Origin of the sequence: Sphingomonas sp. M1-B02 (assembly GCF_026167525.1) — a bacterium.
GTDB lineage: Bacteria > Pseudomonadota > Alphaproteobacteria > Sphingomonadales > Sphingomonadaceae > Sphingomonas.
In genome coordinates, this window is sequence record NZ_CP110679.1 from 775,569 (window position 1) to 798,224 (window position 22,656).

21 protein-coding genes and 3 tRNA genes are annotated in these 22,656 nt (G+C 66.4%); 15 read left to right on the forward strand and 9 right to left on the reverse strand.

The window, feature by feature from the left end; genetic code table 11:
* Nucleotides 1–12: 12 nt before the first annotated feature.
* Nucleotides 13–894, reverse strand: a complete 882-nt coding sequence (gene dapA / locus OKW87_RS03845) for a 4-hydroxy-tetrahydrodipicolinate synthase (protein WP_265542429.1) — start codon at nt 892–894, stop codon at nt 13–15.
* 70 nt (nt 895–964) lie between these two features.
* Between dapA and OKW87_RS03850 the strand changes: the two genes are divergently transcribed.
* From OKW87_RS03850 to OKW87_RS03875, 6 genes are all read left to right on the forward strand, one after another.
* Entirely contained in the window at nt 965–2,965 is a 2,001-nt protein-coding gene (locus OKW87_RS03850) for a lytic transglycosylase domain-containing protein (RefSeq protein WP_265543989.1), read from the forward strand.
* A gap of 138 nt (nt 2,966–3,103) precedes the next feature.
* On the forward strand, nt 3,104–3,580 hold the full coding sequence (gene greB / locus OKW87_RS03855) for a transcription elongation factor GreB (RefSeq protein WP_265542431.1): 477 nt from the start codon (nt 3,104–3,106) through the stop codon (nt 3,578–3,580).
* A gap of 110 nt (nt 3,581–3,690) precedes the next feature.
* Nucleotides 3,691–3,969: an acylphosphatase gene (locus OKW87_RS03860; protein ID WP_265542433.1), complete on the forward strand. Its 279-nt coding sequence runs from the start codon at nt 3,691–3,693 to the stop codon at nt 3,967–3,969.
* 55 nt (nt 3,970–4,024) lie between these two features.
* Nucleotides 4,025–4,411, forward strand: coding sequence for a DoxX family protein (locus OKW87_RS03865; RefSeq protein WP_265542434.1), 387 nt, complete (start codon nt 4,025–4,027; stop codon nt 4,409–4,411).
* A 75-nt stretch (nt 4,412–4,486) separates the two neighbouring features.
* The gene (locus tag OKW87_RS03870) at nt 4,487–4,933 is read left to right on the forward strand and encodes a hypothetical protein (protein ID WP_265542436.1); all 447 of its coding nucleotides are present in this window, start codon (nt 4,487–4,489) and stop codon (nt 4,931–4,933) included.
* 45 nt (nt 4,934–4,978) lie between these two features.
* Nucleotides 4,979–5,551, forward strand: coding sequence for a Uma2 family endonuclease (locus OKW87_RS03875; RefSeq protein ID WP_265542438.1), 573 nt, complete (start codon nt 4,979–4,981; stop codon nt 5,549–5,551).
* Between the two features lie 28 nt (nt 5,552–5,579).
* Here OKW87_RS03875 and OKW87_RS03880 read toward each other — a convergent pair whose 3' ends face one another.
* Both OKW87_RS03880 and ettA read right to left on the reverse strand, forming a co-directional pair.
* Nucleotides 5,580–6,032 carry a GNAT family N-acetyltransferase gene (locus OKW87_RS03880; RefSeq protein WP_265542440.1) on the reverse strand — a complete coding sequence of 151 codons (453 nt, stop codon included), beginning with the start codon at nt 6,030–6,032 and terminating at the stop codon, nt 5,580–5,582.
* Between the two features lie 4 nt (nt 6,033–6,036).
* Nucleotides 6,037–7,716, reverse strand: coding sequence for an energy-dependent translational throttle protein EttA (gene ettA, locus OKW87_RS03885; RefSeq protein ID WP_265542441.1), 1,680 nt, complete (start codon nt 7,714–7,716; stop codon nt 6,037–6,039).
* Between the two features lie 100 nt (nt 7,717–7,816).
* Here ettA and OKW87_RS03890 point away from each other — a divergent pair, with 100 nt between their 5' ends.
* From OKW87_RS03890 to OKW87_RS03900, 3 genes are all read left to right on the forward strand, one after another.
* On the forward strand, nt 7,817–9,196 hold the full coding sequence (locus OKW87_RS03890) for a M28 family peptidase (protein ID WP_265542442.1): 1,380 nt from the start codon (nt 7,817–7,819) through the stop codon (nt 9,194–9,196).
* 168 nt (nt 9,197–9,364) lie between these two features.
* On the forward strand, nt 9,365–9,598 hold the full coding sequence (locus tag OKW87_RS03895) for a hypothetical protein (RefSeq protein ID WP_265542444.1): 234 nt from the start codon (nt 9,365–9,367) through the stop codon (nt 9,596–9,598).
* A gap of 94 nt (nt 9,599–9,692) precedes the next feature.
* A complete protein-coding gene (locus OKW87_RS03900) occupies nt 9,693–11,018 on the forward strand; it encodes a dicarboxylate/amino acid:cation symporter (RefSeq protein WP_265542446.1) in 1,326 nt (441 codons plus the stop codon).
* A 1-nt stretch (nt 11,019) separates the two neighbouring features.
* On the opposite strand, the gene OKW87_RS03905 is transcribed toward OKW87_RS03900, so the two are convergent.
* The 4 genes from OKW87_RS03905 to OKW87_RS03920 form a co-directional block, all read right to left on the reverse strand.
* A tRNA-Pro gene (locus OKW87_RS03905) sits at nt 11,020–11,096 on the reverse strand.
* A gap of 164 nt (nt 11,097–11,260) precedes the next feature.
* Nucleotides 11,261–11,337: transfer RNA gene (locus tag OKW87_RS03910), tRNA-Ile, on the reverse strand.
* Nucleotides 11,328–12,305, reverse strand: coding sequence for a polysaccharide deacetylase family protein (locus OKW87_RS03915; protein WP_265542447.1), 978 nt, complete (start codon nt 12,303–12,305; stop codon nt 11,328–11,330). The genes OKW87_RS03910 and OKW87_RS03915 overlap by 10 nt, the downstream gene beginning before the upstream one ends.
* Before the next feature lie 77 nt (nt 12,306–12,382).
* Complete coding sequence (locus tag OKW87_RS03920) at nt 12,383–14,068, reverse strand: sensor histidine kinase (protein WP_265542449.1); 1,686 nt, start codon at nt 14,066–14,068, stop codon at nt 12,383–12,385.
* Between the two features lie 185 nt (nt 14,069–14,253).
* Between OKW87_RS03920 and OKW87_RS03925 the strand changes: the two genes are divergently transcribed.
* Nucleotides 14,254–14,721, forward strand: coding sequence for an Lrp/AsnC family transcriptional regulator (locus OKW87_RS03925; protein WP_265542450.1), 468 nt, complete (start codon nt 14,254–14,256; stop codon nt 14,719–14,721).
* Between the two features lie 51 nt (nt 14,722–14,772).
* Here OKW87_RS03925 and OKW87_RS03930 read toward each other — a convergent pair whose 3' ends face one another.
* Nucleotides 14,773–16,032 (reverse strand): tetratricopeptide repeat protein, encoded by a 1,260-nt coding sequence (locus OKW87_RS03930; RefSeq protein WP_265542452.1) that lies wholly within the window; start codon nt 16,030–16,032, stop codon nt 14,773–14,775.
* A gap of 245 nt (nt 16,033–16,277) precedes the next feature.
* Here OKW87_RS03930 and gyrA point away from each other — a divergent pair, with 245 nt between their 5' ends.
* The 5 genes from gyrA to OKW87_RS03955 all read left to right on the forward strand — a co-directional run bounded on the left by gyrA (nt 16,278) and on the right by OKW87_RS03955 (nt 22,048).
* The gene (gyrA, locus tag OKW87_RS03935) at nt 16,278–19,016 is read left to right on the forward strand and encodes a DNA gyrase subunit A (RefSeq protein ID WP_265542453.1); all 2,739 of its coding nucleotides are present in this window, start codon (nt 16,278–16,280) and stop codon (nt 19,014–19,016) included.
* 34 nt (nt 19,017–19,050) lie between these two features.
* On the forward strand, nt 19,051–19,404 hold the full coding sequence (locus OKW87_RS03940) for a DUF952 domain-containing protein (RefSeq protein ID WP_443025078.1): 354 nt from the start codon (nt 19,051–19,053) through the stop codon (nt 19,402–19,404).
* A gap of 38 nt (nt 19,405–19,442) precedes the next feature.
* The gene (locus OKW87_RS03945; protein WP_265542457.1) at nt 19,443–19,862 is read left to right on the forward strand and encodes a hypothetical protein; all 420 of its coding nucleotides are present in this window, start codon (nt 19,443–19,445) and stop codon (nt 19,860–19,862) included.
* Between the two features lie 50 nt (nt 19,863–19,912).
* Nucleotides 19,913–21,889 (forward strand): TonB-dependent receptor family protein, encoded by a 1,977-nt coding sequence (locus tag OKW87_RS03950; RefSeq protein WP_265542459.1) that lies wholly within the window; start codon nt 19,913–19,915, stop codon nt 21,887–21,889.
* Between the two features lie 84 nt (nt 21,890–21,973).
* A tRNA-Glu gene (locus OKW87_RS03955) sits at nt 21,974–22,048 on the forward strand.
* Nucleotides 22,049–22,234: 186 nt separating this feature from the next.
* Here OKW87_RS03955 and OKW87_RS03960 read toward each other — a convergent pair.
* Entirely contained in the window at nt 22,235–22,597 is a 363-nt protein-coding gene (locus tag OKW87_RS03960) for a response regulator transcription factor (RefSeq protein WP_265542461.1), read from the reverse strand.
* Between the last annotated feature and the right edge of the window lie 59 nt (nt 22,598–22,656).

Sequence of the window (22,656 nt, forward strand, 5' to 3'; positions counted from 1 at the left end):
GCTACGATAAGGTTAGATCAACCCAGCATATTCGAGCGCGGCGTCGACCGCGGCGCGGCTGGCCTCGGACGGCGCAGTCATCGGCAGCCGCAACTCGGCGGGGAAGCCCGGGCGGACGCGGGCGAGCGCATATTTGACCGGGCCGGGCGAGGCATCGCTGAACATCGCGATGTGGAGCGGATAGAGCCGATCGTGCAGCGCGAGCGCCTGCGCGGTGTCGCCCGCCGCCCAGGCGGCCTGGAACTCGGCGCACAGCTTTGGCGCGACATTGGCGGTGACCGAGATACAGCCGGTGCCGCCCATCGCGTTGAAGCCGAGCGCGGTCTCGTCATTGCCCGAAAGCTGGGCGAAAGCGGGGCCGCAGCCCTGGCGATGCTCGGTGACGCGGCCGAGGCTGCCGCTGGCGTCCTTGATCCCGACGAAGGTCCGGGGGAAGGCCTTGACGATCCGCGCGACAGTGGCGGGCTGGATGTCGGTGACGGTGCGGCCGGGGACATTGTAGAGAACGATCGGCAGATCGGTCGCCTGCGCCACTGCCTCGAAATGGCGGAAGATACCCTCCTGGCTGGGGCGGTTATAATAAGGCGGGACCATCAAGGCGGCGTCGGCGCCCGAGGCCTGCGCCGCCTCGACATTGCCGATCGCGACACGCGTGTCGTTCGAGCCGGCGCCGGCGAGGATCTTCACCCTGCCCTTCGCCTGATCGGCGCAGATCCGGACGATCTCGAACTGTTCTTCCTTGGTGAGCGTCGCCGCTTCGCCGGTGGTGCCGCAGGGAACCAACGCAGCCGAGCCCTGCTCGATCTGCCACTCGACGAGCGCGCGGAAATCGGGCTCGGAGAAGGCGCCGTCGCGAAACGGGGTGACCAGTGCCGGAATGGAGCCGGAAAACATGCGGCGAAAACTTCCTTAGCGGGCGATTACAGGGGTGGCAGATAGGCGGTGGTCGCGTATCATGTCCAGCATGCTGGGTTTTGGGTTGAAGAGCGCGTTGTTGCTCGCGGGTGTTTCGGGGTTGGCCGCCTCGTCGCAGCTCGTGCGCGAGCAGATGGATTGGTATGGCCAGGCGATCGAAAGCGGCATGCCGCGAACGCCGCCGCAATATGTCCAGTCGAGCGCGCTCGATCAGGCGCTGGTCGAATGGAAGCGGCTCCAGCAATCCGATAACTGGCCCTTCTCCGATTATGCCAATTTCATCCTCGCGCATCCCGGCTGGCCCGGCGAGACGAGCCGGCGCGCCGCGGCGGAGACGGCGCTCGACAGCGGCGCCTCGGCGCCTTCGCTGACGATTCGCTTCTTCGAGCGCTTCGCACCGCTGACTCCGGCCGGGCGTCTGCGCTATGCCGAGGCGCTGGCGGTATCGGGCAAGCGCGCCGAGGCCGACGAGCAGGCGCGGCGCGCCTGGCGCGCGGGCGTGCTGCGCACCGCCGACGAGAGCAAGCTGCTGAGCGGCTTTTCGAGCGCGCTCACCCCCGCCGATCATGATGCGCGGATGGATATGCTGCTGTGGCGCGGATCGATGGCGCTGGCGCAGCGGCAATTGGGCTACGTATCGGCGGCGAAGCGGCCGATCTTCGAGGCGCGGATCGCGCTTCGCACCAGGGCTGCGGATGCCGGCGACAAGAGCGCCGCGGCAATGGCAGCCGGCCGCAGCGATCCGGGCTATATCGCCGATCGCGCGCTGTGGCTGCGCGACACCGGCCAGAGCGCGGCGATGCGATCCTATCTGGCGCAGCGCCCGCAGCTGACATCCTATCCCGGCGACGCCGAGGCGTGGTATGAGGTGCTGCTGACGGCGGCGCGCGGGGCGGCGGCGGACGGGCAGTATAATGTGGCCTATCAGATCGCGGCCAATGTCGACGACGCCTTCCCGGCGGGGACCGATATCAGTGCGCTGCCGCTGGGCGAGCGCGACGATTATACCAGCCTGACCTGGCTGGCGGGCACCACCGCGCTCTATAATCTTTCGCGCCCTCGCGAAGCGATCGGCATGTTCGAACGTTATTCGCGCGGATCGAAGACGCCTACGACTCAATCCAAGGGGCTCTATTGGGCCGGGCGTGCGGCGGAAGCGGCGGGCGACCGGGCCTCAGCCGATGGCTATTATCAGCGCGCAGCGGGCTTTCCCGATCTCTATTACGGCCAGCTCGCCGCCGAGCGGATGGGCAAGGCGCTGACCGCGCCCAACTTCAAGCCCGGGACCGTCGACCCGGCGACGCGCGATGCCTTCTTCCGCCAGGAGATCGTCCGCGCGGCGCAGTTGCTCGGCACGCAGGGCGATCGAGCGGCGCAGAATATGTTCGTGCGCCAGATCGCCCAGGCGGCGACGACCGATACCGATCATATCCTATCCGCCGAATTGAGCCGCACGATCGGCCGCCCCGATCTGGGAGTGATGGTGGGCCGCAGCGCGCTGCAGAACGGGCTCTCCGATTATACCGCGGCGGGCTACCCGTCGGTAAGGGTGCCGAGCGGGCACCAGAATTACTGGACGATGATCCACGCGATCGCGCGGCAGGAGAGCCAGTTCGATCGCGCCGCTGTGAGCCATGCCGGCGCACGCGGGCTGATGCAGCTGATGCCGGGCACCGCGCGCGAGACTGCGGGCAAGCTCGGGCTGAGCTACAACCGCGATTCGCTGACGACCGACACCGATTACAATATCCAGCTCGGATCGAGCTATTTCCAGCGCGTCTACAACCAATATGGCAGCTACCCGCTGGCAGTGGCGGCCTATAATGCCGGGCCGGGCAATGTGAACAAGTGGATCCGCGCGAACGGCGATCCGCGCCTGCCGGGCGGCGACATATTGCGCTGGGTGGAAGATATCCCGATCTTCGAGACCAAGAATTACGTCCAGCGGGTGCTGGAGAATGCCGTGGTCTACGATCTGCTCAACCCGCAGCATGCGCGCAGCCGCGGGCCGGCGAATCTGAGCTGGTATCTGGGGAAGCGGCCGGGCTAGCCTACCGCCGTCACCCCCGCGAAAGCGGGGGTCCATCTCCTGCAGGTGCCTCGACTGCCACCGCTGTCGCATTTCTGGCGCGCCCGGGAGATGGTCCCCCGCTTTCGCGGGGGTGACGGTTGGTTGTAAAGACATCGCATGGACCGTCCCAATTACATCACCCCTGCCGGCTATTCCGCGCTCAAGGCCGAATATGACGCCCTGTTCGGCGGCGAGCGGCCGAAGCTGGTCGAGACCATCTCCTGGGCGGCGGGCAATGGCGACCGCTCGGAGAATGGCGACTATATCTATGGCCGCAAGCGGCTGCGCGAGATCGATCGGCGGCTGGGCTTTCTGTCGCGGCGGATGAAGGCGGCGAAGGTGGTCGATCCGGCGCAGCAGGTGGATCGTACGCGCGTCTATTTCGGCGCCACCGTCACCGTTGCCGACGAAGACGATTCCGAGCGGGTGCTGACGCTGGTCGGCGACGACGAGGCCGATGCCGGCACCGGCCGGGTCGGCTGGAACTCGCCCTTCGCACGGGCACTGCGGGGTGCGGGCGTCGGCGACGTACGGCGCGTGACGCTCCCCGGCGGCGAGCGCGAATATGAAGTGATCGCGATCACCTACCCCTGATGCGTGCCCCAGTTGCGGCGAGCCGAATCGCCTTGGGCATTGCCTCCGCCGCCGCCATGCTAGAGGAGAGCGCGCGAGCCCATCTGCGGGCTCCAGCGAGCGTAGGATTTATGGCGACACAGCGGATTTTCGTAACCGGGCGCGTGCAGGGCATCGGCTATCGCGACTGGGTGGTGCGCACCGCGCAGCGCACGAAGCTGACCGGCTGGGTCCGCAACCTCAAGGATGGCCGCGTCGAAATCCTTGCCACCGGCGAAGAGGAAGCGCTGGCGGCGCTGGTGGAAGGCGCGCGCGAGGGGCCGGTCCATGCCCGTGTCGAGAATGTCGAGGCCTTCCCCACCGACGACGACAAGGCAAGCAAAGGCTTCACGAAGCGGTTCACCGCCTGAGGTTGACGCTCGCGCGGGGCTGTGGGAGCCTTTCCTCTCCGTGGGGGGAACGAACATGCCGATACCGACCAACTGGTCTGCGCAACTACTGAGCGTGCTGCGGATCGCCGCCGCGCTCGGTTTCCTGCACCATGGCACGTCCAAATTCTTCGCGATCCCGCCCTTCGCGATGGAGGGCCCGCTGCCGCCTCTGCTGCTGGCGGCCGGGGCGATCGAGCTCGTCGGCGGGGCGCTCCTGCTGATTGGATTGTTCACGCGACCGGTGGCGTTCGTCGCCTCGGGAATGTCGGCAGTCGGCTATTTCTACGCGCATGCCGGCAATGGCCTCTATCCGTCGGTCAATGGCGGCGAAGCGATCATGCTCTACTGCTTCATCTTCCTGTATCTTGCCGCGGCAGGCCCCGGGCCCTGGAGCGTCGACGCGATGCGCGCGCAACGCTGAGCCCGGCGCCAATCGCGCGCTTGACGATTGCTGCACAGATGCGAAGATGTCTCGATAGGTTGAGGAGAGCCTGCCATGTCGATCATCGCATTGTCGATCCCGATGCTGCTAGCCGCCCAACCCGCGCCCGGCGGAATCCCTCGGGGCGCCGTGGGGCCGGTGATGTTCGCCTGCACGCCCGCTGCGAGGCTGGTGGCGGCGAAGCAACTCGCCAAGCCATTCGATGCGGAAGAGGGGCTGGTCCACCGTGATATCAAGGCGGCAAGCTGCGTTGCGACTGGACCGGTATTCGGCGAGCCCTGGATCCTGACGATGCGCGACGACACGGCTTGCGCGGCAGGCAAGAAGCGCTTCGGCGCCTTTGCCAAGGCCCGCGTAGGCATCTGGCGCAGCCTGACCGATGTCAGGGTCTGCGCGGCAAAGGTGGCGCTTTCCGACAAGGCCCGCGGCCCGGGGCTGCCGGTGCTGATTATCGACGGTCGGGCATATCAGCAGCCCGACGGCACCTATCGGCTGCGCTGAGGTTTGGCGATTTGAGAGCTACGTCCGATGTGATAGGTTTCGCGCATGACCGAGCAGCGCCCGCTCAACACTTCACCGATGCCGCTCAAGTTGCGGATCGAGGACTATCTCGCGCTCAATGAACTTGGCGCATTCGCCGATTATGCCAAGACCGAGCTGATCGAAGGAGAAATCTTCTTCATGAACGCGCAGCATCGGCCGCACGCCCGGCTGAAGGGCAACCTTTATCGCTTGCTCGCCGATGCCCTCAAGAGTTTAGGTAATGATCTGGAGGCGCTCGTGGAGGTTTCGGTTGCGATCCCCCCGCATGATTCACCCGAGCCGGATATTGTCGTGACTTCCCTTCCCGTGGGCGAGGGGTTGGTGCCTGTCACTTCGGTCGCGTTGGTGGTGGAGGTGGCGGACACGACTTTGATAAGCGACCTCGGCCGGAAGTCCGTCCTTTATGCTCGGGCGGGCATCCGCGAATATTGGGTCGCGGATGTGAATGCTCGGGTCATCCACCAGATGTGGGCGCCTGAGGACGATGGCTATGTTCAGCGGTGCGAGGTGGCGTTCGGCGACCGGATCGAGGCGGCCACGATTCCAGAGCTGACGCTGGAAACGGCGGGGATTTGAACGCCATGATCCCCAGCGTCACCGTGACTTAGCCTGCGACCAGTTTCTTGCGCTGGGTGACGATCGGGATGCCACCGCTGTCGATCTCGAACCCGGCTACATGAAAGCCGTGGCGCAGGTTCAGTACGATCATCGGATTGTTCGCCGCACGGGTGCGGGTCTCGACGAAACGGTAGCCGTTCGCTGCGGCATGATCATGCTGGCGGCGCATCAGCTCCGAAGCGATGCCCTGCCCGCGCAGCGACGGATCGACGCCGCCTAGCCAGGAATAGAGCAGGTGCGGGCCGCGGCGGTAGCCGAGCTTGAAGCCGCGCCACGCGCCATCCTCGACTGCGAGCCACAGGTCGGGGTCGCTCAGGCTTGGCAGGCGATCAAGCAGATAGGCGTCGCTGAAGTCGTCGAACACCGATCGGCACAGCGCGAGCAACGGGTCCGCGGCTTCCGCCAGGGACCCGTTCCAGCGCGCAACTTCCACCGTCATCGGCTCAGCGCGTCAGCTTCTTGTACGACAGCGCCGTAGGCCGATCCGCCGCATCGCCCAGACGACGCCGCTTGTCTTCCTCATAGCTCTCGAAATTCCCCTCGAACCACTCGACGTGCGAATTGCCTTCGAACGCCAGGATGTGCGTCGCGAGGCGATCGAGGAAGAAGCGGTCATGGCTGATCACCACGGCGCAGCCGGCGAAATTCTCGATGGCTTCCTCGAGCGCGCCCAGCGTCTCGATGTCGAGATCGTTGGTCGGTTCGTCGAGCAGGAGGACGTTGCCGCCCTTCTTGAGCATCTTGGCGATGTTCACCCGGTTGCGCTCGCCGCCCGAGAGCTTGCCGACATTCTTCTGCTGGTCGGCGCCCTTGAAGTTGAACGCGCCGACATAGGCGCGGGTCGAGGCATCGTGGCCGTTGACCTTCATATAATCGAGCCCGTCGGAGATTTCCTCCCAGACATTCTTCTTGGGGTCGAGATGGTCGCGGCTCTGATCGACATAGCCGAGGCGTACGGTCGAGCCCATTTCGATCGTGCCGGTGTCCGGGGTTTCCTGGCCGGTGATCATCTTGAACAAGGTCGATTTGCCGGCGCCGTTGGGGCCGATCACGCCGACGATGCCGCCCGCCGGCAGCGTGAAGCTGAGATTCTCGAACAAGAGCTTATCACCATAGGCCTTCGAGATATTCTCGACCTCGATCACCTTGCCGCCCAGCCGCTCGGGCACCTGGATGACGATCTGGCCGCTGTTGGGCTTGCGGTTCTTCTGCGTTTCGACCAGCTGCTCGAACTTGGCGATACGCGCCTTGGATTTGGTCTGGCGCGCCTTGGCGCCCTGGCGAATCCATTCGAGCTCGTTCTTGATCGCGGTCTGGCGGCTCGATTCCTCGCGCTCTTCCTGCTCGAGGCGCTTGGCCTTCTTCTCGAGATAGGTCGAATAATTGCCCTCGTAGGGGAAATATTTGCCGCGATCGATTTCGAGGATCCACCCGACGACATTGTCGAGGAAATAGCGATCGTGGGTGATCATCAGCACCGCGCCGGCATATTCCTTGAGATGGTTTTCCAGCCAGTTGACGCTTTCGGCATCCAGATGGTTGGTCGGCTCGTCGAGCAGCAGGATCGAGGGCTTCTGGATCAGCAGGCGGGTGAGCGCGATGCGGCGCTTCTCACCGCCCGAGAGATTCTCGACCGGCCAGTCGCCCGGCGGGCAGCGCAAAGCCTCCATCGCGACTTCGAGCTGATTGTCGAGCGTCCAGCCGTCGACCGCGTCGATCTTGGCCTGGAGATCGCCCATTTCCTCCATCAGCGCATCGAAATCGGTGTCGTCCTTGGGATCGCCCATCTCTGCCGAGATCGCATTGAAGCGATCGACCAGGTCCGCTGTCTCGCGCGCGCCCTGCTTGACGTTTTCAAGCACGGTCTTGGTCGGATCGAGCTGGGGTTCCTGCTCGAGATAGCCGACGGTGATATATTCGCCCGGCCACGCCTCGCCGGTGAAGTCGGTGTCGACGCCCGCCATGATCTTCATCAGCGTCGACTTGCCGGCGCCGTTGGGGCCGACGATGCCGATCTTGGCGCCCTGATAGAATTGCAGATTGATGTTCGACAGCACCGGCTTGGGCGCGCCGGGGAAGGTCTTGGTCATGTCTTTCATGACGAAGGCATATTGCGCAGCCACGTGCGGTCTCCGGGAATTTAAAGGGCTGGAAAGTCGGTGGCGCATGTAGCGATTGGACCGCGCATTGGCAAACGGCGCGCGGGCGGTTAGCACCGCCCCCATGAACAAGCGCACCCTGCTCGCGGCCATCGCCGCCTTCGCCCTTCCCCTCCCCGCACTGGCGCAGACCGCCCCCGACGTGGCGGCGCTGCGCGAGGCGGCGCTGGAGGACGATCTCGCCTGGGAGATTACCGAGGGACTGACCACCGAGATCGGCCAGCGGCTGGCGGCGACCGAGGCCGAGGCGCGGGCGCGCGACTGGTCGGTCAAGAAATTGACCGCGCTCGGCTTCCAGAATGTCCGGATCGAGCCGTTCACGATGCCCGTCTGGGAGCGCGGCGACGAGGAAGCCCATGTCCTGGGCGCGTCGGCGCAGAAGCTGACGATCGCGGCATTGGGCAATTCGGGCTCCACCGGGTCGCGCGGCGTGGAGGGCGACGTGGTCTACTTCGCGAGCTTCGCCGATCTGCAGGCCGCACCCGCGGGCAGCCTGAAGGGCAAGATCGCCTTCATCAGCCACGCGATGACCGCGACCCAGGACGGCTCGCAATATGGCCCGTCGGGCGCAGCGCGGCGGCTTGGGCCGTCGCTCGCGGCGAGCAAGGGCGCCGTCGCCACGCTGATCCGCTCGATCGGCACCGATCATCACCGCAACCCGCATACCGGCGGCACGACCTGGGCGCAGGGGGTGAAGCCCACCGCGGCGGCGGCGCTGTCGCTCCCCGACGCCGAGCAGCTCCAGCGGCTGCTCAAGCGCGGGCCGGTGCGGCTCAAGCTGGTCGTGACCTCGGAAATGAAGGGCCAGGGCAGATCGGGCAACGTCATCGCCGAAGTGCCGGGCAGCGATCCGGCGGCGGGAATCGTGCTGATCGCCTGCCATCTCGACAGCTGGGACCTGGGCACCGGCGCGATCGACGATGCATCGGGCTGCGGCATCGTCACCGCCGCCGCCAAGCGCGTCGCCGATGCCGGCCAGCCGCGGCGGACCATCCGCCTGCTGTGGGCGGGCGCCGAGGAGCCCGGCGTGTTCGGCGGCGCGGCGTATTTCGCGGCGCACAAGTCCGAATATCATGCGCTCGCCTCCGAATCGGATTTCGGTGCGGACCGCATCTGGCGGGTCGAGATGCGACTGCCCGAGAGCGCCAAGGCTGTAGGCGACCGGCTGGTGACGGCGCTCACCCCGCTGGGCATCGCGAAGGGGTCGGGCGAGCCTGATGGTGGCGCGGACGTAGGGGCAGTCATTCGGGCCGGCACAGCGGTGGTCGCGCTCGGCCAATCGGGACTGCGCTATTTCGACCTGCACCACACGCCCGACGACACGCTCGACAAGGTCGACCCGGCCCAGCTGCGGCAGAATGTGGCAGCTTGGACGACGATGCTGGCGATTGTGGCGAACGCACCCGAAACGATCGGTCCCGCGCCGGCGCCCGCGAGGCGCTAAACCGCGAAAACGCGTCGATCCCACATGTCTACAATCGGGCCAAAAAGTGGCAACTTTCTTGCAGTGCGGCACATTTGCGATTGACCGCACCGCAACGAACGCTATTCCAGCGTTTCGCATCGGCGTTCGGGCCGGGAGCGAAACGTTTATGTTCCAAGGGAGCACCCCATGAAGAAGATTCTCATTCTCGCCGCAACTGCCGGCCTGATGTCGCTCGCAGCTTGCGGTGGCACGCCCACCAACACCACTGCCGAGAATGTTGCCGAGAGCCATGAGGCGAACGCAGCGATCTACGAAGAGGCAGCCGACAACACTTCGAACGAAGTCGCTGAGGCCGTTCTCGAGAACGCTGCAGACGTTCAAGAGAATATGGCTGACGCCGCCGAGGCGAACGCTAACTGATCGGACGTCCGGCCCGAAAGGGTCGGACTCGACCAGGCTGAAGGGCGCTCCCGCAAGGGGGCGCCCTTTTCGCGTTTGCGGTATATGTAGAGCGATGCTCACTGCGCTTCCCCCTGCCGTCCCGCCGCGCCCATTCTGGCGATTGCTCTATTTCTGGGTGGTCGTCGGCATCGTCGCCGGCATCTCGGTCGGCCATTTCGCTCCCGACTTCGGGGCAAGCCTGCAGCCGCTTGGCGACGGCTTCATCGCTTTGGTCAAGATGATCATCCCGCCGGTGATCTTCCTCACCGTCGTCACCGGGATCGCCGGATCGCACGGGCTGGGCACGCTCGGCCGGGTGGTTTTCAAGGCCTTTGCCTACTTCCTGTTCTTTTCGACGCTGGCGCTGATCCTCGGGCTGATCGTCGCCAACCTGTTCCAGCCCGGCGCGGGGATGAACATCGACCCCGCGACGCTCGACGCCGCGTCGGTGCACGGCTTCGAGGAGAAGGCGCACGCATCCACCCTCACCGGTTTCCTGCTGGGCGTGATCCCGACGACTTTGGTCTCGGCATTCACCAGCGGATCGATCCTCCAGATCCTGTTCGTCGCGGTGCTGTTCGGCATCTCGCTGGCGCTGGTCGGCGCCCCTGCCCGGCCGGTGACCGAGATGCTCGAGCGGCTGGCGCTGGTGGTGTTCCGGCTGGCGACGATCGTGATGTGGGCGGCGCCGGTCGGCGCGTTCGGGGCGATGGCGTTCACGATCGGACGCTATGGCCTGGGCAGCCTGATCAGCCTGGGCGCGCTGGTCGGCACTTTCTATCTCACCTCGGCGATCTTCGTGCTGGCGATCCTGGGCGGCGTGGCGGCGCTCAACGGCTTCTCAATCCTCAAGCTGCTGCGCTATCTCAAGGCCGAGCTGCTGCTCGTGCTCGGCACCTCTTCGTCCGAGGCCGCCCTGCCCGCCTTGATCGAGAAGATGCAGCGCGCCGGCTGCGACAAGGAAGTGGTCGGGGTGGTGGTGCCCACCGGCTATTCGTTCAACCTCGACGGCACCAACATATATATGACGCTGGCGGCCCTGTTCATCGCCCAGGCGACGGGGGTCGAGCTGTCGCTCGGCGAGCAGCTCGCCTTGCTCGGGGTGGCGATGCTGAGCTCGAAGGGCGCGGCTGGGGTGACCGGATCGGGCTTCATCACGCTGGCGGCGACGCTGGCGATCGTGCCGCAGGTGCCGATCGCGGGCATGGCGCTCATCCTGGGAGTCGATCGCTTCATGAGCGAATGCCGCAGCATCACCAACTTCATCGGCAATGCCGTCGCGACGCTGGTTGTCGCCCGCTGGGAGGGCGCGCTGGACCAGGATGCGCTGCATCGTGCGCTCAACGGAGTGCCCGACGCGCTGCCCGCGGCGCCGGCGGTGGAGATGGATCCGGATTGAGTGGTCGGGGAGACAGGATTCGAACCTGCGACATCCTGCTCCCAAAGCAGGCGCGCTACCGGACTGCGCCACTCCCCGACGCTGGGGTCGGTTAGGCGGTTCGGGCGGAACACACAAGGGCATCTGAGTGCCAACGGTCCGCCGCGGCAAAGCCGCGTCGTCGGACGGCGCTCAAGGCGCCGCCGGCCGGCCGCGCCTTGAGGCGTGCGATAGCTTCGCTATCGCTTCGCCCGGCGCGGCGCTGGTGGGCCCGGCAGGACTTGAACCCGCAACCTATCCGTTATGAGCGGACAGCTCTAACCAGTTGAGCTACAGGCCCCCAGCCGCAGGGGTGGCGATAGCGGAGGAAGCGGGCTCGCCGCAAGCGGCGTCGACGATCTCGTCGAGCGAGGCTGGCGCGACGCCCAGCCGTGCGAGTAGCGTCAGTATTTCTTCCCACCACCTAAAGAATGCCGCCAGACCGGCAGCGTCGCGGACATAGGGCGTATGGCCGGGCTCGACCGAGGGCGAATGGAAACTGAAGTTGAGCAGGCGCACCCCCTCGCCCACCGCGACGCGGACCGCTTCCTTCGCCTCGTGCAGCGGCATGTCCTCGGGTGTCAGCGCGACGCGCGAGAACAGGCCGAGCCGAGAGCCGACGCCGCGTCCGCGCGGCAGCCGGCCGAGCGCGCGATACAGCGCGGGACCGCCACGACGCAGCGCGCCGGTATAGACGGTCGTCAACGGCAGCTCGACCAGGTCGCCCACGCGAAATGCGTGGTTCCCGATGTGCGAGTAATCGGGGCCGCCTTCGCCCGAATAGTCGTAGCGTGCGCGCATCGAGCTATCGATGCGATAGTCCAGCCGGGATAGCGCGGCGAAGGTCGCCGGCCCGATCCCGTAACGACCGGCACGATAGACGACGGGCCGCTTGCCCCATGCGACGGCGATCGCGTCGGTCAGCGCCGCCAGTTTGGCGTCTTCCAACCCGGCGGGAAGATTACCGGCGAAGCTATTGAAACCGTTCACGGGTTCGTCGAACGGCGGATTGACCCAGGGGTGAAGCTGGGTGCCGATCGCCGAGCGTCCGTCTCCGATCAGATCGCCGAGAATATCGATCGACCGCTGGCAAGTCGCGATCGGGTGATCGACGAGATAGGTGAGCGGGACGCCGTGCGCGGCGAAGCGCGCATGGGCAGCGGGTATAGCCGCGACATGCGTGGTTCCCCGCGCCGCGCGATCGAACGGCAGCCGCCAGTCAAACTCCTCTTCGGTATCGACGAAGATCGTGAAGCGCGTGCCGAACATGTCCGGCCAATCCAGGGCGGCATTTTGCGCAGGCGCTACCGGGCGATAGCCCCCCCGGAGATCGCCATCCCCCACGATCAGTTCAGATTTGCCTGTCCCACCTGGGCGGTTACGGAGGCCGGGAGGCGCAAAGTCAAGCGCTCGGGCTCGATCACCAGGCTTCCGCCGAGCTCGCGGGCAAGATTGCGCGCGAGCCGGAGCGCGAAGCCGGTGCCGAGCAGCGTCGAATCCTCGCGCTCGTCGTCGATGCCCAGAACCGCGTCGCCCGGATAATCGGCGAGGGCCCGGGGCCGATCGATCGCGATCACGACCTGGTCCGCGCTTTCGATCGCGGTGTGGACTCCGATCCGCTCGCCGGGGCTGCTGGCCGACACGAGCGTCGCCATGAGCCGCGCGAGCAGCCGCTCGACCGCGCGCCGATCGCCCGAGACCGCGAAATCGTCGACGGGCAAGGCGATCGCCGAGCCGCGCAACTGCGATAATTGGTCGAGATCCTCGACGATGCCGGCGAGCAGCGGCCGCAACGCGACCTGGCCGGGGACGAGCGACAGCGCATCGCTGTCGATCCGCGCGGCGAGATCGAGATCGTCGATCGCGCCGAGCAGTTCGCGCGCCTGGCTGCGAATGACATTCGCGCGACCGCGATAGACTTCGGCGACGGGGCCGAGCATCTGGGTCTCGATCATCTCGGCGAAGCCGGCGATCGCGTTGGTCGGGGTGCGCAATTCATGGACGAGCTGGCGCAGCGAGTCCGCGGGCATCGCCGCGGTCGCGGGACGGACCGGTTCGGCGCGCTCGTCGATGCGGGGGCGCCGCGCGGTGCCGCGATAGCCGCTGAAACGCCCGTTGGCAGGATCGAACGCCGGGATCGCCGAGATCAGCCAGTCGCCCGTGGCGTCGGAGTCGCCTTCGATGACCAGGCGCGCGTTGGAGAACCCGGCGCGGCGGCGAAACGCACCCGCGGCGATGCCATCGACGCGCGAACCATCGGTCCGCCCCTGCAGATCGAGCGAGAGCCCGACCAGCGGACCGCGGCTGACGCCCTCGACCCAGCGGATCACGCCCTTGGCGTCGGTCTCGAAACGAAAATCTACGGCGAGCGCGGGCGCGGCGAAGGGCGACGGGCCGCTTTCCTCGCGGTGGCGCCAGAAGGCATCGATCCGGGCGACGACTTCGGAAATCGCGAACGTGCCCGCGTCGGCCGCGGCGGCGGTCTGGGCAGGCTCGGCTTCGATCGACGCGGCGAATTCCATGCCCGAATCCTGCGCCGCGGCGGAGGGCTCCGCAATGCGCGTGTCGGGGTTCCCCGTCCCGCTTTGGAGCGACGCCGGGGCATGGTTGGGCAGGACGAAATCGACCGCCCCATAGGCTTCGAGCGCACGCTTCACGAGCGGGCCGAGATCGCGCCGGTTGCGCAACAGCGACCGGGCGGCCGGTGCAAGATCGGGGAGCAGCTGAATCCACTCGGCCGAGGTCAGCCGCGCGGTGCGAATCACCGGGGCTGCGATCGGAAGATCGTCGAGCGCGAACAAGCGAACGAGCGGCCCGGGCGGATTGGCATATTCCAGCGCGCGGGCGCTGGCCGCCCGAATCGACGCGGGCACCTGGGCGCGGATCGCGCGGAGCGTGGCCATCGCCCCACTTTCGGCCCCGACGCGCCGGCGACCGATCAGATCGACAAGCTGCCGCCACGCCGACTGCACACCATAAGGCGTACCCAGATCGGCTGCCAGCACCGTCCCCAATGTGTCGTCGAAACGCACGCGATGCTCACCCAATGTCCCGGCGCGCGAACGCGTGCCGTAAGGATTCCTTAACTGCTGGAACGCCGCTTCGGAACCACTGATTTCAGTACGTCGCAATGTGGGACAATTGCGTTGCGCTGTAATATTCTTATAGTTACCGAGGCTCAGGTGCAACGAAACCAAAGTGAAAGAGAGACATCCAGATGCGGTTCGACGATATCGACGTGCGGATCCTCGGGCTCCTTCAGGATAATGGCCGGATGACCAATGTCGAGCTGGCCGAACGGGTGGGGCTCACGGCACCACCCTGCCTGCGCCGGGTTCGCGCGCTGGAACAGCAAGGCGCGATCGGCGGCTACCATGCCGCGCTGGACCCCGCCGCGCTCGGTTATAATCTGACGGTCTTCGCGATGGTGAGCCTCAAGAGCCAGGCCGAAAGCGACCTCCAGGCGTTCGAGAAGCTGGTCGCCGAGATTCCCGAGGTGCGCGAGTGCCACATGCTCAACGGCGAAATCGATTTCATCCTCAAGATCGTCGCCGCGGACCTTCAGAGCTTCCAGCAGATTTTGACGACCAAGCTGACGACCGCGCCCAATGTCGAGCATGTGAAGACTTCGCTGACGATCCGCACGTCGAAGGCGCTTCCCGGCGTCCCCGTCCCCGAAATGTAAGAAGGGGCGGCATCGCTGCCGCCCCTCCCCGTCCGTCGCTATGCGGGCCGCTCAGGCGAGCGGCGGGAAGTCGATCGATGCCTGCCACAGCAACGCGATGTTGGCGTAGGGCCCGGTCTGGACCGAGGCGAACGCCGCGCGCGATTCGTCCTTGCGGCCCAGCCGCAGCAGCGCGATCCCGCGATGCAGATTGACCTCCTCTGCGACCACGCCGCCCTTGGTGAGCGAGAGATCGTAGAGTTCGAGCGCGCGGGCATAGTTGCCACTGGCCAGGAACGCGTCGCCGGTGCTGGCTGCCCGCTTGCCGTTGGGGGCGGCGGCCGCCTGCTTGGCCTGGGTGTCGAGCGATCCCTCGGTCCGCACTGCGGTCTGCGCCGCCGTGAGCGTGGTCTGGGTATCGCGGTCGGTCGTCGGAACCTTCCCCGACTTGCGGCCTTCCTCGATCACCGCAACCGACTCCCAGGGGAGGCCGGCCTGCTGCGTCGCGAAGGCGTAGTTCGAATAGTCGCCGCGATCGGCCAGCGAATTGGTCGAGCGCATCAGGCGATAGAGGTCGATCCGCTCAAGCTTGGCGGCGTCGCCGGTCGTGCCCTGGCGGAACACCTGGATCGCCCAGCGCCAATTCTGCATGGTCGGATATTCCTGGATGAAGCGCGTCAGCCACCCGGCCATTGCAGCGCGATTGCCGCCGGCATTCACCTTGGGAATTACGAACTTGTACCAGTCCGCCGGCGGCTTTCGGCCTGCCGCCTTGCTCGCGGTGATCGCGGCGTCCACTTCGGCGATCGCCTCGGCCGATTTGCCGGTCGCGCTGTAGGAATTGGCGAGCAGGATGGGGAGATCGGCCTGGGTCGAGCCGAGCTCGCGCGCCTTGAGCAGCGCCGGGATCGCCTCGGCATGCTTCTTCTGCGTCGCGAGCGCCGCGCCCACCATATATTGATAGATCGAGCCATAGGCCTTCGCGCGGTCGACCGGGGTGCGCGGGTTGGTGGCCAAAATACCGAGCGCCTTCATCTGCCCGGCTTCGTTCTTGCGCTCCAGTTCGAGCTGCAGGCGCAGCCACGCCGAATAATATTTCTCGTCGTCATTCTTCGACAGCGTCTCGGCGGCGGTGATCTGGGTGTCGGCGCCGGTCAGATCCTTTGCCTTCAACGCGGCATCGGCGGCGGCGGCGGCTTCGCGGAATTCCTTGCTGACCTTGAGTTCGGGGGCTGCCTGCGCCTTGGCGTCTTGGGCGGCGGCAGGCACTGCGGGAAGGGCAGTGCCCAGCGTCAGCACGGTGGCCAGCGCGAGCTTCGAAGCGAACGTCATTAAGAACTCTCCTCGTGGGAACGGCGTACGGGGTCGGGGGACCCTCTAATTGGCTGCATCGCACCATACAAGCGCGAGGCGCTCTTAGTTCGATGCCAATCGAGGCATGAACGCCATTTGAATGAGAGCGATCCCTCCGCCGCCTAAAGCCTTCCTCACGCGTGCGCGCGAGCGCGCGGGCTTGGCAGGTGGTATGCCGCGCGCTAGAGCCACAGGAACGTCACAAAACCCGAAAGCGCGATATCTTGACCGACGAGACCATCCTCGCCGACCCCTCCGACATTACCCCGATCTCGATCGTCGACGAGATGAAGGCCTCGTATCTCGATTACGCGATGAGCGTGATCGTGGCGCGTGCGCTCCCCGACGTTCGCGACGGTCTGAAGCCCGTCCACCGCCGCATCCTCTATGCCGCGCAGGAAGGCGGCTATGTCGCCGGGCGCGCCTATCGCAAGTCGGCCCGTCTGGTCGGTGACGTGATGGGTAAATATCACCCGCACGGCGACAGCTCGATCTATGACGCGATGGCGCGCATGGCCCAGGATTGGGCGATGCGGGTGCCGCTGATCGACGGCCAGGGCAATTTCGGCTCGATGGATCCCGATCCCCCCGCGGCGATGCGCTATACCGAGGCGCGGCTCGCCAAGGTCGCGTCGGCGCTGCTCGACGATATCGACAAGGACACGGTCGACTTCCAGGACAATTATGACGGCTCGGAGAGTGAGCCGACGGTCCTCCCCGCCCGCTATCCCAATCTGCTGGTCAACGGCGCGGGCGGCATCGCGGTCGGCATGGCGACCAACATCCCGCCGCACAATCTGGGCGAAGTGATCGACGCCTGCCTGTCCTACATGGACAATAAAGGCATCACGATCGAGGAACTGATCGAGATCGTCCCCGGCCCCGATTTCCCCACGGGCGGCATCATCCTGGGCCGCGCGGGCTGTCGTTCGGCCTACCAGACCGGGCGCGGTTCGATCATGCTGCGCAGCCGGCACATCACCGAACAGCGCGGCGAGCGGCGCTCGATCGTGCTCACCGAAATCCCCTACCAGCAGGGCAAGAACCGCCTGGTCGAGCTGATCGCCGAGGCGGCCAAGGAAAAGCGGATCGAAGGCGTCAGCGACATTCGCGACGAATCGAACCGCGAGGGCGTGCGGATCGTCATCGACCTGAAGCGCGACGCGACTCCCGAGGTCGTGCTCAACCAGCTCTGGCGCAACACGCCGGCGCAGTCGTCCTTCCCGGCGAACATGCTGGCGATCCGCGGCGGCCGGCCCGAATTGCTCAACCTGCGCGACATCATCGAGGCCTTCGTCAAGTTCCGCGAAGAGGTCATCACCCGCCGCTCGAAGTTCGAGCTTGCGAAGGCGCGCGACCGGGCGCACATCTTGCTCGGTCTGGTGGTCGCGGTCACCAATCTCGACGAAGTCGTCCGCATCATCCGCGGATCGTCGAGCCCGACGGCGGCACGCGAGGCGCTGCTCCGGCGCGAATGGCCGATCGCCGAGATCGCCTCCTACATCCGCCTGGTCGAGGCGGTGGAAACCGAAATCACCGGCGACGTCTATCGCCTGTCCGACGTCCAGGTCCGCGCGATCCTCGATCTGCGCCTGCATCGCCTGACGGCACTGGGCCGTGACGAGATCGGCAACGAGCTTGCCGGGCTGGCCGAGACGATCGCCGAACTGCTCGCGATCCTGGGCGACCGCGCCAAATTGTATGAAGTGATGCGCGGCGAGCTGGTCGCGGTGCGCGCGGCCTATGCCACGCCGCGCCGGACCGAGATCGCCGCCGCCGCCGACGGGATCGACGATGAGGATCTGATCGAGCGCGAGGACATGGTCGTCACCGTGACGATGGAAGGCTATATCAAGCGCACCCCGCTCGATACCTTCCGTGCGCAGGCCAAGGGCGGCAAGGGCCGCGCCGGCATGGCGACCAAGGACGAGGATGCGATCACGCATCTCTTCGTCACCTCCACCCACACGCCGGTCCTGTTCTTCTCGACCGAGGGCAAGGTCTATCGGATGAAGGTCTGGCGCCTGCCCGAGGGTGGCCCCGCCACGCGCGGGCGGCCGATGATCAACCTGCTGCCGCTGGCGAGCGGCGAGACGATCTCGACCGTGCTCCCGCTTCCCGAGGATGAGGCGACCTGGGGCGATCTCCACGTGATGTTCGCCACGGCCAAGGGCAGCGTGCGCCGCAACTCGATGGACGCCTTCGCCAATATCCGTACCAACGGCAAGATCGCGATGCGCTTCGAGGAGGGGTCCGAGGACCGGCTGATCGGCGTGTCCTTGCTAACCGAGACCGACGATGTGCTGCTCGCGACCAAGCAGGGCAAGGCGATCCGCTTCGCCTCGACCGACGTGCGCGAATTCCAGAGCCGCGACTCGACCGGGGTGCGCGGCGCGCGGCTGGCCGAGGGCGACGAGGTCATCTCGCTTTCGGTGCTGCGCGGTTTCGACGCCACGCCGCAGGAGCGCGAGGATTATCTGAAGGCCGCGCCGTGGAAGGAAGGCGACCGCGAAGTCACGCTGAGCTCCGAGCGCATGGCCGAATTCGAGGCGGCGGAGGAGTTCATCCTCACCGTCACCGCCAACGGCTATGGCAAGCGCACCTCGGCCTATGAATATCGCCGCACCAACCGCGGCGGCCAGGGCATCACCAATATCGTCAGCTCGGATCGGAACGGCCCCGTGGTCGCGAGCTTCCCCGCGCATAATGGCGAGCAATTGATGCTGGTGACCGACCAGGCCAAGCTGATCCGCACCACCGTCGGCTCGGTCCGGGTTACCGGGCGCAATACGCAGGGCGTGATCCTGTTCCGCGTCGCCGATAACGAGCATGTCGTCTCCGCGGCGCGGATCGCCGAGAGCGAGGAAGAAGCCGAGGCCGATCTGGGCGATGGCCCGATCGCGGGCGAGCCCACGCCCGATGGCGATACCGGCGAGGATCTGGCGGAGGGTACGCCGGAGTGACGCCGCGTCTTCGGGTAATGCAGCTCGGTTAGGAATGGCGATGGCGGCAGCGACGGCGTACAAGATCCTCACCAGCGACCAGATGCAGACGCTTGAGCAGGAGCGGCGGTTCGAGGGGGCGCCGGTGGACCTGGCGGACGGCTATATCCACCTCTCGAGCGAGGCGCAGCTGCGCGAGACGCTCGACAAGCACTTCGCCGGGCAAGAGGGGCTGTGGCTGGTTGCGGTCGACCTCGAGGTGCTCGGCGACGCCGTGAAATGGGAGCCGTCGCGCGGCGGCCAGCTTTTCCCGCACATCTATGGCGATCTGCCGCTCGACGCCGTGCTCGCTTACAGCGAGGTCCATTATGAGCCCGATGGGAACCTGCGGCTTCCGGTTGCCGGCTGAGGGTTGCTTCACGCGAGCGAAGGTCTAAAGCGCCGGGCATGATCGGCAGGCCAGAGTCGCGCAATGCAAGGCGATACGTCGCGCTGCTGCTCGTCGCCTGCGCTTTGCTGTTCCGCATGGCGTTGCCCGCCGGCTGGATGCCCCAGGCAAGCGCTTCCGGGCTCACGCTTTCCTGGTGCGCCGATAGCGGCACAGGAGGCAACGCCGCTTTGGCCGAGGCGAAGGCGCTGCTCGCCGATGCGACCGGCGAACAGTCCGAGCCCGAACATCAACCCGCCACCGACCAACCCTGCGCTTTCGCCGCCGCGGCGCAACCGCTGGCGACGTTCGCGCCGGTGCCGATGCTGGTTCCGGCGGACGCATCCGCGCCGGCGCTCACGCCGACTCCTGCTGCCGCCCCCGGGCGCGGCCTGGCCGCACCCCCGCCCCGTTCGACCGGACCCCCTGCCCTCATCTGAACCGTCCCGGCGCTTGCGAGCGCCTGCATTCGTTCATCTGAGGAATCATAATGTCCAATCTGACCCGCGCGCTGTTTGGCGCGCCCTTGTTGCTTGCCGCCCTCCCCGCCTTCGCCCAGCAGGCCCCCGATCCCCGCGACGATATCGTCGTCACCGCCGAACGGCTGGTCGCCGAGGCGATCCAGCGGGTAAGCGAGACCCCCGGCGGCGCCCATGTCGTCCCCGCGACCGATTTCGACGAGAAGGTCGCGGTCTCGCTCCGCGACGTGCTGGCCTTCTCCCCCGGCGTCTATGCCCAGCCGCGCTTCGGGCAGGAGGTGCGGCTCTCGATCCGCGGATCGGGGATCAGCCGCGGCTATCATATGCGCGGGCTGACCTTGCTGCAGGACGGCGTGCCGCTGAACCTCGCCGACGATAATGGCGATTTCCAGGAGCTCGACCCCGCCTTCCTCCAGCATGTCGAGGTCTTTCGCGGCGCCAATGCGCTGCGCTTCGGCTCGTCGACGCTGGGCGGTGCGATCAACGGCGTGACGCCGACCGGTCGCTCGGCCAAAGGCGTGCGGCTGCGCGTCGACGGCGGCAGCTTCGATACGATCCGCGGGCTGGCGAGCATGGGCTATGCCGATGCGCGCGGCGACGCCTGGCTGGCGATCGCCGGCGACAGTTCGGACGGGGACCGCGACCATGCCCGGCGCAAGGCGCTGCGGGTCAACGGCAATCTCGGCATCCGGCTGAACGACGATGTCGAGACCCGCTTCTATGCCTCGGCACAGACGATCCGCCAGGAGCTGCCCGGCGCGCTGACCTATGCGACGGCGCGCACCGCGCCGAAGACCGGCAATTTCGCCGGCGACCAGGCGCGCGACATCGACTCGATCCGGCTGCAGAACCGCACGAGCATCGCGATCGGCGCGGGCACTCTCGATGTCGGCCTGTTCCTCAACGCCAAGCAGCTCCACCATCCGATCTTCCAGGTGACCGACCAGAATTCGACCGACTGGGGCAGCTATGCCCGGCTCGACCAGGATTTCGGCATGTTCGGATTCACCGCAGGTATCACCGCGCGCTTCGGCTCGGTCGACTCTCGGCGCTATATCAACATCGACGGCGAGCGCGGCGCGCCCACCTTCCAGGCCGACCTGACCTCGCGCACGATTGATGCCTATGCCGAGGGCCGCGTGCGTCCGCTGCCTAACCTCACGCTGATCGCGGGCGCGGTCTATACGTCGGGGCTGCGGCGGCAGGAGCAGAGCTTCCCGCTCGTCACCACTGGCCGCGCTACCTTCGAGCAGATCTCGCCCAAGCTGGGTGTGCTGTTCGAGCCTGCGGCCGACATCCAGCTCTATGCGAATTACAGTCGCAGCCACGAGCTTCCCGGCTTCATCGAGCTCGCCCAGATCGCCAGCTTCGTGCCGCTCGATGCGCAGCGCGGCTGGACCGCGGAGGTGGGCGGGCGCGGGCGGATCGGGCCGCTGCGCTTCGATGTCAGCCTATACCGGGCGAATCTCGACGGCGAACTGCTCCAGTTCAGCGTCGCGCCGCCGACCATTCCGGCCGCCACCTTCAATGCGGGGCGGACGCGGCACCAGGGGATCGAGGCCGGGTTCGACCTCGATTTGGCAAAGTGGGCGCGGCTGCGGCAGGTGTATCAATATAGCGACTTCGCCTTCCTCGGCGATCTGCAATTCGGCAACAACCGGCTGCCGGTGATCCCCGAACATGTCTATCGCGGCGAATTGCGGCTGGGCAGCGCCGATCTGCACCTCTCCCCCGCGCTCGAATGGGTGCCGCGCGGCGCCTGGGCGGACTATGCCAACAGCTTCCGCGCCGATGGCTATGTCCTGTTCAACCTGAGCGCCGAGGCGAAGATCGACGATCGCTTCACGCTCTTCGCCGATGCGCGCAACCTGGCAAACCGCAAGGCGGCGGGCGATGTCTCGGCGGTGGTAACCTATGTCCCCAGCGGCGCGATCTTCTATCCGGTGGAGCGGCGCAGTGTCTTCGCGGGGGTGCGCGCCGCCTTCTAGGCTCCGCTCCGAGGGGCGTCTGACGGCATCTCCGCTTGACGCCCCCGGCATCGCCTTTTAAGTGCCGCCGTTCCGGTGCTGATCGGCCCCTTCGTCTAGCGGTTAGGACGACGCCCTCTCACGGCGTAAGCACGAGTTCGATTCTCGTAGGGGTCACCATCGACTTCAAGCACCTAGCTTGCTTTGATCCGATTCACCTTTTGGCGGACCGTCCGTTCAAGCCATTCTTCGCCGCGCCGCTTAGCGAACCCCGGTTCCGTGCCGGCTTCTCTTTCCAGCGCCGCCACCAGCGCGTAAGACGTCCGCTGAACGTGCGCCAGCCCATCTCTGAAGGGCCTCCATCCATCAACCGATCCCGGCCTCGATGGCGTCGAGCAATGCGTCGGGATCCACCGGCTTGGTCAGGAAAGCCCTTGCGCCTGCACGCATCGCCTGCTCGCGGGCCGCATCGGTGGGGAAAGCGGTCATTAGGATCAGAGGAATCGTCCAGCCACGGCGCAGCATCTCCGCCTGCAACGCGAGCCCGCTCATCTCCGGCATATGGAGGTCGGTCACGACGCACGCCAATCCGGCGCCGTCGGTGGTCAGCAGTTCGCCGGCGCTGGAAAAGCAATGGGGAATCATGCCGGCGGATCGCACGAGGCTTTCGATGCTTCCCCGCACGCCAGGGTCGTCGTCCACGATGCCGATAACAAGGGAGGCGCTCACTCGATACTCCTGGATACAGTCCACCCGATGCGCCTGTCACGGTGGCGGCGCCATCATAC

Bases quoted from the DNA above. Each gene is read 5' to 3' on its own strand.
- dapA (WP_265542429.1), bottom strand. From the start codon at position 894: ATGTTTTCCGGCTCCATTCCGGCACTGGTCACCCCGTTTCGCGACGGC.
- OKW87_RS03850 (WP_265543989.1), top strand. From the start codon at position 965: ATGCTGGGTTTTGGGTTGAAGAGCGCGTTGTTGCTCGCGGGTGTTTCG.
- greB (WP_265542431.1), top strand. From the start codon at position 3,104: ATGGACCGTCCCAATTACATCACCCCTGCCGGCTATTCCGCGCTCAAG.
- OKW87_RS03860 (WP_265542433.1), top strand. From the start codon at position 3,691: ATGGCGACACAGCGGATTTTCGTAACCGGGCGCGTGCAGGGCATCGGC.
- OKW87_RS03865 (WP_265542434.1), top strand. From the start codon at position 4,025: ATGCCGATACCGACCAACTGGTCTGCGCAACTACTGAGCGTGCTGCGG.
- OKW87_RS03870 (WP_265542436.1), top strand. From the start codon at position 4,487: ATGTCGATCATCGCATTGTCGATCCCGATGCTGCTAGCCGCCCAACCC.
- OKW87_RS03875 (WP_265542438.1), top strand. From the start codon at position 4,979: ATGACCGAGCAGCGCCCGCTCAACACTTCACCGATGCCGCTCAAGTTG.
- OKW87_RS03880 (WP_265542440.1), bottom strand. From the start codon at position 6,032: ATGACGGTGGAAGTTGCGCGCTGGAACGGGTCCCTGGCGGAAGCCGCG.
- OKW87_RS03890 (WP_265542442.1), top strand. From the start codon at position 7,817: ATGAACAAGCGCACCCTGCTCGCGGCCATCGCCGCCTTCGCCCTTCCC.
- OKW87_RS03895 (WP_265542444.1), top strand. From the start codon at position 9,365: ATGAAGAAGATTCTCATTCTCGCCGCAACTGCCGGCCTGATGTCGCTC.
- OKW87_RS03900 (WP_265542446.1), top strand. From the start codon at position 9,693: ATGCTCACTGCGCTTCCCCCTGCCGTCCCGCCGCGCCCATTCTGGCGA.
- OKW87_RS03915 (WP_265542447.1), bottom strand. From the start codon at position 12,305: ATGTTCGGCACGCGCTTCACGATCTTCGTCGATACCGAAGAGGAGTTT.
- OKW87_RS03925 (WP_265542450.1), top strand. From the start codon at position 14,254: ATGCGGTTCGACGATATCGACGTGCGGATCCTCGGGCTCCTTCAGGAT.
- OKW87_RS03930 (WP_265542452.1), bottom strand. From the start codon at position 16,032: ATGACGTTCGCTTCGAAGCTCGCGCTGGCCACCGTGCTGACGCTGGGC.
- OKW87_RS03940 (WP_443025078.1), top strand. From the start codon at position 19,051: ATGGCGATGGCGGCAGCGACGGCGTACAAGATCCTCACCAGCGACCAG.
- OKW87_RS03945 (WP_265542457.1), top strand. From the start codon at position 19,443: ATGATCGGCAGGCCAGAGTCGCGCAATGCAAGGCGATACGTCGCGCTG.
- OKW87_RS03950 (WP_265542459.1), top strand. From the start codon at position 19,913: ATGTCCAATCTGACCCGCGCGCTGTTTGGCGCGCCCTTGTTGCTTGCC.